Origin of the sequence: Brevibacterium antiquum, from assembly GCF_016107655.1 — a bacterium.
Classification (GTDB): domain Bacteria; phylum Actinomycetota; class Actinomycetes; order Actinomycetales; family Brevibacteriaceae; genus Brevibacterium; species Brevibacterium antiquum.
Map to the genome: position 1 here is coordinate 181,817 of NZ_JABASX010000009.1, position 13,425 is coordinate 195,241.

Sequence of the window (13,425 nt, forward strand, 5' to 3'; positions counted from 1 at the left end):
ATGGACACTGTCGCCCAGGCTTCCGCCCCTCCACCTCGAATCGGGATGGTCGGTGGCGGCTTCATGGCCCGCACGCATACCCGTGCCGCTCGCGCCGCCGGAGCTCACCTCGAGGTGATCGCACGCTCGAGCGCAGCCGGCAGCCGCAGCGCTGCAGCTGAACTCGGCTACCGGGCAGCCGCGACCGGTGACGATCTCTTCGACCACGAGCTCGACGTCGTCCATGTCTGCACCCCGAACAGCACGCACGCCGAATACTCACGACGAGCCCTCGACTCGGGCTCCCACATCATCTGCGAGAAGCCGCTGGCCGTTGATGCAGCCACCGCGCGCTCCATTCTCGAGCATGCGACATCGTTGGGACTGGGCGGAACCGTTCCGTTCGTCTACCGCTATCACCCGATGGTGCGTGAGGCCCGCGCACGAATCCGGCGAGGAGACGCCGGGGCTCTGCTGACCATCGATGCCAGCTATCTTCAGGATTGGATGCTCAGCACCGATGACGACAATTGGCGTGTCGATGTCGGCTCCGGAGGCCCCTCCCGCGCCTTCGCGGACATCGGCTCCCACCTCGTCGATCTCATCGAGTTCATCACCGACGAACGCATCGTGTCCCTGGTCGCAACGACGAGAACCGTCCACCCCCGCCGAGGCGGAGCGACGGTGACCACGGAAGACACAGTTGCGATGACGGTCGAGATGAGCGGCGGTGGAATCGGCTCGGTCCTCATTTCCCAGCTCGCGCCCGGACGGAAGAACAGCCTCGTCATCGAGGTCGCGGGATCCAAGGAAACTCTGCGATTCGCCCAAGAGCAGCCTGAAGAGCTGTGGGTGGGCCGTCGTGCCGGCAGTCTGCTCTTGGTGCGCGACCCCGAGGTCCTGTCGGCCGATGCCGCCCAGCTGTGCAGAGTCCCGGCAGGGCACCCGCAGGGCTATCAGGATGCATTCAATGCGTTCGTCGCCGATTCCTACGCTGTCTTCGCCGGTGAGGAGCGTGAAGGTGTGCCGACCTTGGCCGACGGCGTTCGCGCGGCATTCGTGACAGAGGCCGTGCTCAGATCGGCAGCCGAGCGCACGTGGGTCGAGGTCGAAGCGCCATGACCGATGCACCGGTGCTGCGCGCCACGGGGATCAGCAAACAGTTCTTCGGAGTCGAAGTGCTGCACGATATCGCGCTCGAGGTGCGCGCCGGCACGGTCCACGGCCTCGTCGGGGAGAACGGAGCCGGAAAGTCCACGCTGATGAAGATCATCGCCGGTGTCTACCGCAGGGACGGCGGTGAGGTGCGCATCGATGGTCAGATCGTCGACTTCTCCCATCCCGTCGATGCCGGCAGGGCAGGCGTGGCCACGGTCTTTCAAGAGTTCAATCTGCTGCCCGATCGCACCGTCGCGCAGAACGTATTCTTGGGCCGAGAGCCCCGAAGACGCGGTCTTGTCGATGTGCGCACGATGCGGTCGAAGACCCAGGCCCTCCTCGACGAACTCGACGTGGAGGGAATCACCCCCGATGCGAAGGTCGGCTGGCTGACCGTGGCCGAACAGCAGATCGTCGAGATCATCAAAGCACTCTCCGTCGATGCCCGGGTGATCTCCATGGACGAACCCACCGCGGCGCTGTCGGACAACGAGGTCGCAGTCCTCTACCGGGTCATCGAGACTCTCAAATCCAAGGGCGTGGCGATCATCTACGTCTCGCACCGACTGCAGGAGGTCTTCGACCTCTGCGACACGATCACCGTGATGAAGGACGGTGCGCTCGTCACCAGTCAACCGGCGTCCCAGATGGATCAGGCGGGGCTCGTGCGCGCCATGGTCGGCAGGCCCATCAGCACGTTCTTTCCCGAGGCCGAGACGGGAACGGAGATCGGTGTCACCGTGCTCTCGGTGACCGGCGGAGGCAACGAACAGCTTGACGGCATCGCCCTCGACCTGCGCGCCGGTGAGATCCTCGGGCTGGCCGGCCTGCAGGGTTCGGGACGGTCGGAGCTGCTGTCCGCGATCTTCGGCGCCGAGCCGTTCACCCGCGGTACGCTGCACCTCGACGGCGAGGCGGTGCGCATCGCCTCCGCTCGACAGGGCGTCCGGCGGGGTCTGGCGCTGGTCACGGAGGACCGCAAGGGCACAGGTCTGGTGCTCTCCCAATCCATTCTCGACAATGCGCTGCTGGCGATCCGCGCAGTCTTCCCCTCCCGCACTTCCGGCATGCGCGCCGAGATCCCGGGGATCCTCGAATCTCTCGAGGTCATCAGCCGCAATGCGGACCAGGAGGTCCGAGCACTGTCGGGAGGCAATCAGCAGAAGGTCGTTCTGGCCAAATGGCTGGCCACCTCCCCACGTGTGGTGCTGCTCGACGAACCGACCCGAGGAATCGACGTCGGTGCGAAGGTCGCGGTCTACAAGCTGATCCGCAGCCTCGCCCGCCGAGGTGTGGCGATCGTCCTCGTCTCCAGCGAGCTTCCCGAGGTCCTGGGAATGTCCGATCGGGTTCTCGTCATGTCGGATGGCCGAATCGCCGGGGAGCTCCCTCCGAGTTCGACGGAGGAAGAGGTCCTGGCTCTGGCCACCGGCACCGAGGCCCAGGTGGTGGGGGACCGATGAGAACCCAGCTGCGTCGCCTCGATACCACCGCACTCGTCTATCTCGCGCTCATCGGAGTGCTCATCATCGGTGCCGTCCTTGTGGCCACGACCGGTCGCAACTTCTTCAGCCCGGGCAATGTCCGCGACATTCTCACCGGAATGAGCGTCTTGGGATTCGTCGCCATCGGACAGACACTCGTGATCCTCGGAGCATCCCTGGACCTCTCCGTTCCCTATGTCATGAGCCTGGCCAGTCTGGTCGCAGCGCAGACGATGAACGGCAGCGATGCGATGGTCCTCCCCGCGGTGCTGCTGACCTTGGTCGTCACGGCCTGCATCGGTCTGGCCAATGGTCTCATCGTCACCGTCCTCGGAGTCCACGGTTTCGTTGCGACCCTGGGAGTCGGTCTCATCCTCAAGGGGTATCTGGACACTAACTACAAGGGCACAGAAGGCAGTGTTCCCTGGTCGTTCCAGCTCTTCGGCGCCACCGGCGTCGGACCGGTGCCGATCTCGACGATCGTCATGCTCGCCCTCGCCGGCCTCGTGGCATTCCTCCTGGTCCGGACCAGATTCGGCCACCACCTGTTCGCAGTCGGCGGCAACTCGGAGGTCGCCCGACTCTCCGGCGTCCGGCAGCGCCTGCCACTCATCGGCGCTCACATCGGCAGCTCCGTCTGTGCAGGATTGGCGGGGCTGCTGCTGGCGAGTCGCCTGGGTGTCGGCAGCCCGACCGTCGGCTCACAGGGCAGCTACGATCTGCTCTCGATCGCCGCGGTGGTCCTCGGCGGAACAGTTCTCATGGGCGGACGCGGTTCGATCTGGGGGACCATCGGCGGTGTCGCGATCTTCGCAGTCCTCGACAATCTCATGAGCGTCATGCAGTTCAATCCCTTCCTCAAGGACGTCATCCGCGGACTCGTCATCATCATCGCCGTGGCGCTCTACGCTCGCCGCCGGGTCATCGCCCGCAGAATCCGATTCGCCGATGCGCCACCAGGACCGAACATCGCCACCGGGGCTGTGCCCGAGCGCGACCTCGAGATTGACCGTGACCTCGAGACCGACGGTGACCTCGAGACCGACCGTGACCCCGAGGCTGAGCGTGAAGGGAGCCGAGGATGAATCCGAGAACTCCCGAGGCCCGCCTCGGCGATGGGGGACTTCGTCGACTGATCGGACGGGCTGCGGATCCGCGGGGAGCTGTGGTGGTCCTCCTCATCGTCATCCTGATCGCCATCGTCGTCCTCAACCCGAGCTTCGCAGAGCCGGGAGCGCTCATGCGCTTCATCCAGCGAGTCTCGCCCGTGGCCATCGTCGCCATCGGCCAGTACTTCGTCATCGTCAGCGGCGAATTCGACCTGTCGATGGGGGCAGTGGTCACCGCGCAGGTGATGACCGCGGGCCATCTCATCGGCGAAGACGACTCGAAGACAGTACCGGTGCTCATCATCATGCTGGTCATCGGCGGCGTCGTCGGCATCGTCAACGGGCTGGCCACGACGTTGCTCAAGGTCCCCTCGTTCATCGTCACCCTCGGCACGATGCTCGTCATCCACGGCGCAGTCATGTGGTGGACGGGCGGAGCGGCGACAGGCAACCCCGCCGAATCCTTCCGGCAACTCGGACGGGGCGGGATCGAGGGTATTCCGATCCTCGGCCTCCTGCCCTATGCCGTTCTCATTCTGGTGGCAGTCACCGTCTTCGCCGTCTGGATCTCACGGCGACCATTCGGCAGGACAGTGGTCGCCATCGGCGACAACGCAGAGGCGGTGGCCTTCGCCGGAGCGAACGTGTGGAGGACGAAGACGCTCGCCTTCGTCCTGTCCTCTCTCGCAGCGACAGTGGCAGGAGTGCTCCTCGCCGGCTATGCCGGGGTCCATCCCTCAGTTGGTCAGGGCTACGAATTCACCGCCATCACGGCAGTCGTTCTGGGAGGCGTGGTCCTCGGCGGAGGACGGGGAACCGTCCTCGGTGCACTGATCGGAGCCTTCACTCTCGAGTCGCTGTTCACCCTGCTCAACTTCACCTCGGTGCCGGCAACGATGCGCGATGCGATCCAGGGAGCCATCATCATCGCTGCGGTCGCATACTCCGGTGTGGTCTTCGCGAAGAAGCGCAGACGACCTGCCACCTCGGCGACCACGAGCCCGACGAATGACCAGACCGACCCAAGCACAACCTCGGCGGGGACACTTTCGCCGATCCAACTCACCGGCGGCGACGAAGCCGCACGGAAATGACAAGGAGAGAACATCATGAGAAGAGGACTGAGGAGCGCGCTCGGCATTGCCAGCGCCGCCGCTCTCATCGCATTGGCGGGGTGCACGACCGACCCGTCTGTGGAGCCGGCGGACGAAGGCGAGGGTGCGCAGGAGGCACCGGCCGAGGAATGGTTCGACCAGGAGCTCTACGACCAGCAGTTCAAGCAGCGTGAGGTCGATCCGGATGGCCCGGAGGACAAGCCCTACCTGCAGATGATCAACCCCAAGATGGGCGACACCTCGGAGTTCAAGTCCGATGGTGGCAAGAAGATGTGCTTCGCGAATGCATCGATCTCCAACCCCTGGCGCCAGACCGGGTGGATCACGATGAACGAGCAGCTCAAGGAGCTGAAGAAGAACGGCGTCATCACTGAGATGGAGACCCGTGATGCTCAGGACAACGATGATACGCAGATTGCGGACATCGACTACTTCATCGCCGAAGGCAACTGCGATGGCTTCATCATCTCGCCCAACTCGACGGCCGCAATCACACCGGCCGTCGAACGCGCATGCAAGACAGACAAGCCCGTGATCGTCTTCGACCGTGGTGTCGAAACGGACTGCGCCGTGACGTTCATCCACCCGATCGGCGGATTCGCCTGGGGCATCGACACCTCTCAGTTCCTCATCGACAACCTCAGCGAGGGCGACAAGGTCGTGGCGCTGCGGATTCTGCCCGGTGTCGACGTGCTCGAACAGCGCTGGGCGGCAGCGGACAAGCTCTTCGGTGAGGCTGGAATCGAGGTCGTCGACTACTTCACCGAAGGTGACCCGGCCGAGATCAAGAAGGTCGTCTCCGATGAGCTCGCGAAGGGCGACGTCCAGGGCATCTGGATGGATGCGGGAGATGGTGCCGTGTCCGCGATCGAAGCATTCGAGGATGCTGGCAAGGACTATCCGGTGATGACCGGTGAGGACGAGCTGAGCTTCCTGCGGAAGTGGAAGGACACCGAGATGACCGCTCTGGCTCCCGTGTACACGAACTTCCAGTGGCGGACCCCGCTGCTGGCCGCGGAGAAGATCTTCCAGGGCGAGGAAGTCCCGACCGAATGGGTGCTGCCCCAGAGCCCGATCACGGCCGAGGACCTCGATGAGTACCTTGACCGGAACAAGGGAATGCCCGATGGCCACTATGCGAAGTTCGGCGGCGAGGACATGGCCGGATATCCGCAGGTGTGGCAGGACCGAGTCATCCCCTGATCGGGGAATGGGGATGATCGGCGCGTGCAGATGGCGGATGAACGGCGTGTGCGGATGTTCGGCGTGCGTGGATGAACGGGAGTGGGAACATGATCGGACCCCGTGAGATCGGCGTCAACACCTGGGTGTGGACGTCTCCGCTGACGACGGCGAACCTCGGCGATCTGGTGGACCGAGCCCGACGATTCGGGTTCGGTCTGCTGGAACTGCCCGTGGAGAGCCCGGGTGATTGGAACCCGAACACCGCCGCCGAGGTGCTGGCCGGGTACGAAATGGGTGCGCGGACCGTGGGGGCGATGGGCCCCGGCCGGGACCTCATCGACCCGCTGTATCGTGCGGATACCCAGGACTACCTCCGGCACTGTGTCGATGTGGCCCTCGCCGTGGGGTCGCCCACCGTGGCCGGTCCGTTCACGGCCGCAACCGGCCGAGTGTGGAGGATGGATGCGGGCGAGCGGAGCCGGGTCGTGGAGGTACTTCGAGAGGCGCTGCGCCCCGTTGCCGACTATGCCGCCGAGCGTGGTGTGACCCTGGCTGTGGAGCCGCTCAACCGGTACGAGACGAGCATCATCAACACCGTCGACCAGGCCCTCGATGCTCTCGAACCGCTGTTGGACCGTGGAGTCGGGTTGGCTCTGGACAGCTATCACCTCAACATCGAGGAGCGCTCGCCGGCAGCCGCGATCCGGGCCGCCGGGGACCATTGTCGGGTCGTGCAGGTATGCGGCAACGATCGCGGGCCCGTGGGTGGGGACCACACCGACTGGGACTCCTTCTTCGATGCCCTCGATGACATCGCCTACGCGGGACCGCTGACGCTGGAGAGCTTCACCGCAGGCAACGACACCATCGCCGTGGCTGCGTCCATCTGGCGTCCCCTGGCAAGGACCCAAGACGAACTGGCACGGACCAGCGCCGCGTTCCTCACCGAACTGCAGCTTTCGCGGGCTTCCGGCACGGGGACGGCGGGCACGGGGACGGCGGGCAGGATTTCGGCCGGTGGGGACTCAGCGGACACGGGCCCGGCGGATACGGCAGCGAATACGACTGCAAGGGAGCAGCAATGACCGATTCATCTCATCCAGTCACTCTATTCACTGGCCAATGGGCCGATATGCCGTTCGAGGAGGTGGCTCGGCTGGCGGCGTCCTGGGGTTATGACGGGCTGGAGATCGCGTGTTCCGGCGATCATCTGGACCTCGCCAGGGCCGATGAGGATACTGCGTACCTGAAGTCACGCCTCGATGTTCTGGACAGGTACGGTCTCAAAGTGTGGGCGATCTCGAACCACCTGGCAGGCCAGGCCGTGTGCGACGACCCGATCGACTTCCGCCATCAGGCGATCGTGCGTGACTATGTCTGGGGTGACGGCGATGCGGAAGGGGTGCGCCGACGAGCCGCCGAAGATATGAAGCGGGCAGCCCGGGTGGCCCGAAAGCTCGGCGTGGACACCGTCGTCGGGTTCACGGGATCGAAGATCTGGCCGTATGTGGCGATGTTCCCACCCGTCCCTGCCGAGGTCATCGAAGCCGGCTACGAGGACTTCGCTACTCGGTGGAATCCGATCCTCGACGTCTTCGACGGCGAAGGGGTGCGCTTTGCTCACGAGGTTCATCCGTCCGAGATCGCCTACGACTACTGGACGACGGTGCGGGCATTGGAGTGCATCGAACACCGGGAAGCCTTCGGCCTCAACTGGGACCCGAGCCACCTGCTGTGGCAGGGCCTGGACACGATCGGCTTCATCACCGACTTCGCCGATCGCATCTACCATGTCGATTGCAAAGACACACGACTGCGGCCTGCGAGCGGGCGAAGCGGCATCCTCGGTTCCCATCTGCCCTGGGGCGATCCTCGGCGAGGGTGGGATTTCGTGTCGACGGGGCATGGGGACATGCACTGGGAGGATGCGTTTCGAGCGCTGAGGTCGATCGGCTACACCGGGCCGATCTCGATCGAATGGGAAGATGCAGGGATGGATCGTCTCCACGGTGCCGCCGAGGCGGTCGTGCGCATCCGTGAACTGCTGTGGAAGAAGCCCGACGCGTCCTTCGACGCCGCGTTTTCGAACCAGTAGGTGCTGCTCGGATGACTGAGCGCAGCGACCCGGACCAGCAGGCGACTCGGACCAGTGGGCGCAGTGTCTCGGACCAGTGGGCGCAGCGGTGCCCGTCTACTGGCTGGCGAAGGCCAGCGTTCCGCCCAAGCCGATGAGCATGCCGCCGCCGATTCCACGGATGCGCGACATCCGCCTCGGCGAGCGAGCGAACCAGCTGCGCGCGGTACCGGCGATGAAGGCCCACGATCCGTCCGAGAACAAGGCAAGAGCCTGGAAGAGGAGACCGAGGACAATCATCTGCAACGGCACATGCCCGGCCTCGATCGAGACGAACTGGGGGAGGGCCGCGACGAAGAAGATGATGGTCTTCGGGTTCGAGATGCCGACGATGAAGCCCTGTATGAACATCGAGCGATAGGTGACTTCACGACCAGCGGGGACGAAGGAATCCGCTTCGCTCTCAGCTTCCAGTGCCGATGATGGGTCCTCGGGCACCTCATTGCCGACCTTGCGGTGTCGGATGCCCTGGACGCCCAAGTAGACGAGGTAGCCGGCGCCGAGGATCTTGACGATCGTGAAGATGACGACCGATTGGGCGACGATGGTGCCCACCCCGAAGGCCACGGCCACGATGATCGGGATGATGCCGACGCTGCCGCCGAGCACGCTCGTCAGGCCTGAGCGTCTGCCGTGGGAGAGTGATTGGCCGACGACGAAGAGCACCGTCGGCCCGGGAATCACGATGATGACGAGGGCTGCGGCGAGAAAGGCGAGAAGAGCGTCGGTGGTCGGCACAGAAGAATTCTATGGTCGCGACTCAATGGCAGGTAAGGGTCCGACGCGGAGAGTTCGATCACATGCCCGATGACCGGTGCGGCTCCGCAGGTTGGCCCTGCTGGGGTGCCGGCTGCGCACTGAGAACCGACCATGAGGACGGGCCCGTACGGACTCGTGGAACCGACCCCCACGGATTTTTGGAAGCACCCGTACGGATTCTCGTAACGGACCCTGAGGACGTCACTCAGGGTCGGTTCATAGACTGGCCCGCTATGAGTGAGCAATTGACGACGGAGGTGCGTGCATGGACCTGAAGCAGGGAGTTTCAACCTGGTGGGAGGCCATCACGTCCGGGTTCGGTCGCCAGGACGGGCTGGAACCCGATGCCGTGCAGCTGCTCCTCGTCATCGGCATTCCTCTGGTCGTCACGCTGACGCCGGGGATCTGGCGATTCTTCGGTATGTTCGTCACCTTCGTCCACGAACTCGGCCACGCCTTCGCCGCATTGATGACGGGTCGGGTCGTCAAGGGAATCTCCCTGAACTTCGACCATTCCGGCCAGATGAACTCCTTCGGCAAGGTCGGATTCTCGGCGACGTGGTCGGGTTTCTGGGGATATCCGGCACCCGGCGTCCTCGGACTGGTCCTCATCACCTCGGCGACTCAGGGGTGGGCGCCACTGGCGCTGTCGGTCGGTGCGCTCATCCTTCTGGTTGCGCTCATCTTCATCCGGAACCTCGCCGGTGCCATGATCGCAGTGGTCACGGCCGTGGCCGCGCAGCTCGTCGTCGTATTCCTGCCGATCGAATGGCTCGCCGTGTTCGTCGCCGGCCTGGGAACGGCCCTCGTGATCGGCTCGCTCAAGGACCTCGTCAAGGTATTCCGCGTCCATACCCGCAGGCGCCACATCCAACAGTCGGATGCCTACATCCTCGCCCAGGGTTCGAGCCTGCCGGCGGGAGCCTGGCTGAGCCTGTTCGCGCTGGTCGTCATCGTCTGCGCGCTCGCCTCCGCATACATCCTGTACTCGGCGTCCACGATTGCGATCGGCTGATCTGAGATCACGCCGAGTCACTTGGGGCAGCTCGGACCTGGGGTGGCAGTCGTTGGGGCAGTGCCGAAAGCAGCCCGTGTCCAGGGTCGGGGGTAGTCGGGTCAGTGTCGGGAGTAGCCCGCGCCCCGGGGCCGGGGGTAATCGGGTCAGTGCCGAATGGCAGAATCGGAGTATGAATCCGAGTCCGAGGTATGCTGCTGTGCTGTTCGACTGCGACGGGGTGCTCGTCGATTCTGAGCGCCTTACGAACACAGTTCTCTGGGAAATGCTCAATGAGCTGGGGTGGCAGATCTCGCGCGAGGAATGTGTCTCCCGGTTCGTCGGGAAGATGCTCCGCGACGAGGCGGACGTCATCGAGGAGCATTCCGGTTTCCGTATCGATGCTGAGTGGCTGAGTGTGTTTCGTGGGCGTCGCAATGACGCTCTCGAGGCTTCATTGGAAGCAATACCGGGAGTCGCCGAGGCTGTGCGTGCCCTTGACGCGGCTTACCCCGGTCGGCTCGCGTGCGCGTCGAGCGCTGACCGCCCCAAGATCAACCTGCAGCTGCAGAAGATCGGGCTCTTCGACGTCTTCGACGGTCGGATCTTCTCCGGAATGGAGCTGCCTCAGTCGAAGCCGGCGCCGGACGTGTATCTGGCGGCCGCCGATGCTCTCGGCGTCGATCCTGTGGAGACAGCAGTGATCGAGGATTCGCCGACCGGTGTGACAGCAGGCGTTGCGGCAGGCGCACACGTGCTCGGTTTCTGCCCCGACTCGGCAGTCCATCAGAGGCCCGAGGCGCTCGAAGGCGTGGGAGCCCATGAGATCTTCACCGCGATGGAACAGCTGCCGGGACTGCTCTTGCGCTGAAGTGTGCTCAGAAGCGCGCGGCATTCCCCGAACCGCGGAGTCAGGTGGTTGGCAGATTGAGGGAGCGGGTGATGGTTGAAGTGTTCTTCTCTATCACGTCCATTATGGCTTTAAGACCGAATAACGATCGAACAAATCTGTCGTTTGTTATCGAAATGTGATGTTAATCTCTGACGATCACGACTAGAATTGAGGTAGGCACTCACATCGACGTGAAGGTCAGGTGACCACCAGTGAAGTTCCCCTCCGAATTCGACAGCACCGGTTCCGAACCTGCTCGTGACTCCGATGGAGCCTCACATTCTGCTGGAACCCCTCATTCCGCTGAGAAGTCTCAACCCCATGCGACTTCAAACTCCAATGGGCCTGCTTCGCGCGACGAGACTGGTCCGGCTTCTACCGCTAGCGCTGATACCGATACCGATACCGATACCGATACCGATACGGGTGCTGGTGCGGGTGGCGGCGCCGATACAGGTGCTGATGCTGGCGGAGAGGCCCGCGGACCGACACATTTCTCTCGCCGCCTCCGCATTGATGCGGATTCACCTTTTGCTGACGCTGCGCAAGTATTCGCCGCGAGCGATCAGGCGCAGTTATCGGCACTGGACGTCTCTGCTGAACTCTTCTTCAACGAAACCGTAGAGAATCTGCGCCTCTACAATCCTCATCCTGGGCAGCCATATGCTCACGCGACGATCGCCGAAACCGTTCGCAGGTTCCAGCGTGACCGCCGGTCTTCCGGAGCTGCTAAGTCCAAGAAACCGAAGAAGGGCAGGAAGCAACTCCCGTCCTTTCCTCGATTCAGGCTGGACCAGACCTTCTACGGCTGGGTTCACGAAGTCTCCCAGGCCGAAGACGTTGCGGAGTTCACAACAGTTCTGGGGACGACGACCGCGCGGGCGTATTCCCAGATAACCTCGGCGATGATTCTCTTGCATGGCTTGCCCAAATTCTTTGCGCGCTGCCTCGCCGGTGAGTTCACGATCGAACACGTCCATGCCACCGCTCATGCCTGCAGAGACATCAAGTTCGAGAGCCTCCCTCTCATCGACGATTACCTTGCGGCTCGTCGTGCGGACATCACGCTCGAAACCTTCAAGAAGTCTTTGGGCATGAAGATCGCAGTCGTCGAACCTCTCGAGGAACGTGTGGAAGAGGCGAGCAAACGTCGACGTGTCGATATAACGACGACCGCCGATGGAACGGCGTTCCTCACCTTGGCTGGACCAGCGCCCGAACTGCAGGCCTGCTATCTGCGAATAGCGGCCTTTGCGCGAGCGATACGGTCCGGGAACATCGCGGCCTTCAGCGAGCAATTGGCGCCGGGCACCGAGCTCGACGATGACCGGGGAATTGATGCACTCATGTTCGACATTCTCACGCGAACCATCCCACAGCTCAGCATTCAAGTCACTGCGACCGATACGGCGACGGGGAAGACGTCAACACACGACATTGCTCTCGATGTGCCCGCTGAGCAGCCGCTGACCCCGGCTTCTGTCATCAACGCTGTGAACGAACGCATCACCGAGGTTGGTGCCGCCAGCGCCAGCGCCAGCGCCACCGCTGCCACCACCGCCGCCACCGCCAGTGGATCCAGTTCGGAAGCTAACGAAGAGGCGAACAGAGTGGAAGTCGTTCTCACGATGCCCACTCACGAGCAGTGGCTGGGCTCGCAGGCCAAGATGATCACCACAGTCCCCTTCCTCACGCTCGCTGGTTCCTCGGAACTTCCTGGCACGTTCTCCGACGGATCTCCGATTCCAGCAGATACGGCGCGTCGAGTCGCCAGACATTTGAAGTCCTGGACGCGGATTCTCACAGACCCTGCCAGCGGTACACCGGTCGATGCCAAGGCTACGACCTACCAAATACCCGAGAATGTCCGTCAGACCTTGATTGCCAAATGGCAGACATGCACGATTCCCGGTTGCACACGCAGGGCAGAGAGCACAGAGATCGACCACATCGTGCCCTTCGACCATGATCATCCGACAGAAGGCGGGCTGACCCGATTCGGCAATCTCCACCCGCTGTGCAAACTGCATCATCAGGCGAAAACTGATCGCAAATACTCGGTTCGGATGAACCGCGCAGGATTCCTGCAGTACGTCTTTCGACACGGAATGAGAACCGAGGTGGCGGCTGGGGACCACCCGATCAATGTCGCTCACGCGAAGATGTTCGACGAGATGCACCGACAGGCTGCCCGCACATCTGATCCACCGAAAACGAAAACACGTGCGGCAGATGAGCCGTGGCATGGCGACAAGCGAATCTCTCAAGAATGTCCGGGGCCACGTGCCGCCGACGGTCAGGCCGGGTGGGTGAAGAACACCTCAATGCTCAACGACCGCGCGAAGGACAACGAATGGATCTGGGATGCCGGTGCTCCACCGCCATTCTGAACTTCCGATCCCAATAGAAAGCCGCCGGTGGTGGGCGCGCATGCACCTCCACCGACGGCGGGAACTGAGTGTCTCGGCGAAATCTCTGGACGGAACCGCCTGCTCAGTCGGAGAGCGTCAGTCTTCGGTCTCTTCGATGACTCGGCGCACATCGTCTTGGGTCTGTGCTTTGCCCTTCTTGATCGCTTCGACGACCTTTTCGTGCTGCTGCTCCGAGACGACGGGA

11 protein-coding genes are annotated in these 13,425 nt (G+C 63.3%); 10 read left to right on the forward strand and 1 reads right to left on the reverse strand.

The window, feature by feature from the left end:
* The 7 genes from JFC13_RS15735 (at nt 1) to JFC13_RS15765 (ending at nt 8,125) form a co-directional block, all read left to right on the forward strand.
* Entirely contained in the window at nt 1–1,101 is a 1,101-nt protein-coding gene (locus tag JFC13_RS15735; protein ID WP_198397996.1) for a Gfo/Idh/MocA family protein, read from the forward strand.
* Entirely contained in the window at nt 1,098–2,600 is a 1,503-nt protein-coding gene (locus JFC13_RS15740) for a sugar ABC transporter ATP-binding protein (RefSeq protein ID WP_198397997.1), read from the forward strand. The genes JFC13_RS15735 and JFC13_RS15740 overlap by 4 nt, the downstream gene beginning before the upstream one ends.
* Entirely contained in the window at nt 2,597–3,706 is a 1,110-nt protein-coding gene (locus JFC13_RS15745; protein ID WP_232488675.1) for an ABC transporter permease, read from the forward strand. Before JFC13_RS15740 ends, JFC13_RS15745 begins: the two co-directional genes overlap by 4 nt.
* The gene (locus JFC13_RS15750; protein ID WP_198397998.1) at nt 3,703–4,824 is read left to right on the forward strand and encodes an ABC transporter permease; all 1,122 of its coding nucleotides are present in this window, start codon (nt 3,703–3,705) and stop codon (nt 4,822–4,824) included. Before JFC13_RS15745 ends, JFC13_RS15750 begins: the two co-directional genes overlap by 4 nt.
* A gap of 15 nt (nt 4,825–4,839) precedes the next feature.
* Nucleotides 4,840–6,048, forward strand: coding sequence for a substrate-binding domain-containing protein (locus JFC13_RS15755; RefSeq protein ID WP_198397999.1), 1,209 nt, complete (start codon nt 4,840–4,842; stop codon nt 6,046–6,048).
* Nucleotides 6,049–6,137: 89 nt separating this feature from the next.
* A complete protein-coding gene (locus tag JFC13_RS15760) occupies nt 6,138–7,115 on the forward strand; it encodes a sugar phosphate isomerase/epimerase family protein (protein ID WP_198398000.1) in 978 nt (325 codons plus the stop codon).
* Nucleotides 7,112–8,125 carry a sugar phosphate isomerase/epimerase family protein gene (locus tag JFC13_RS15765; protein ID WP_198398001.1) on the forward strand — a complete coding sequence of 338 codons (1,014 nt, stop codon included), beginning with the start codon at nt 7,112–7,114 and terminating at the stop codon, nt 8,123–8,125. Before JFC13_RS15760 ends, JFC13_RS15765 begins: the two co-directional genes overlap by 4 nt.
* 96 nt (nt 8,126–8,221) lie before the next feature.
* Here the strand turns inward: JFC13_RS15765 and JFC13_RS15770 are convergent, their stop codons facing one another.
* Nucleotides 8,222–8,902, reverse strand: coding sequence for a LysE family translocator (locus tag JFC13_RS15770; protein ID WP_198398002.1), 681 nt, complete (start codon nt 8,900–8,902; stop codon nt 8,222–8,224).
* A 286-nt stretch (nt 8,903–9,188) separates the two neighbouring features.
* On the opposite strand from JFC13_RS15770, the gene JFC13_RS15775 reads away from it, so the two are divergent.
* From JFC13_RS15775 to JFC13_RS15785, 3 genes are all read left to right on the forward strand, one after another.
* Nucleotides 9,189–9,938 (forward strand): M50 family metallopeptidase, encoded by a 750-nt coding sequence (locus JFC13_RS15775; RefSeq protein WP_198398003.1) that lies wholly within the window; start codon nt 9,189–9,191, stop codon nt 9,936–9,938.
* A gap of 172 nt (nt 9,939–10,110) precedes the next feature.
* Nucleotides 10,111–10,788, forward strand: coding sequence for an HAD family hydrolase (locus JFC13_RS15780; protein ID WP_198398004.1), 678 nt, complete (start codon nt 10,111–10,113; stop codon nt 10,786–10,788).
* Between the two features lie 926 nt (nt 10,789–11,714).
* Nucleotides 11,715–13,199 carry an HNH endonuclease signature motif containing protein gene (locus JFC13_RS15785; protein WP_198398005.1) on the forward strand — a complete coding sequence of 495 codons (1,485 nt, stop codon included), beginning with the start codon at nt 11,715–11,717 and terminating at the stop codon, nt 13,197–13,199.
* Nucleotides 13,200–13,425: the final 226 nt, after the last annotated feature.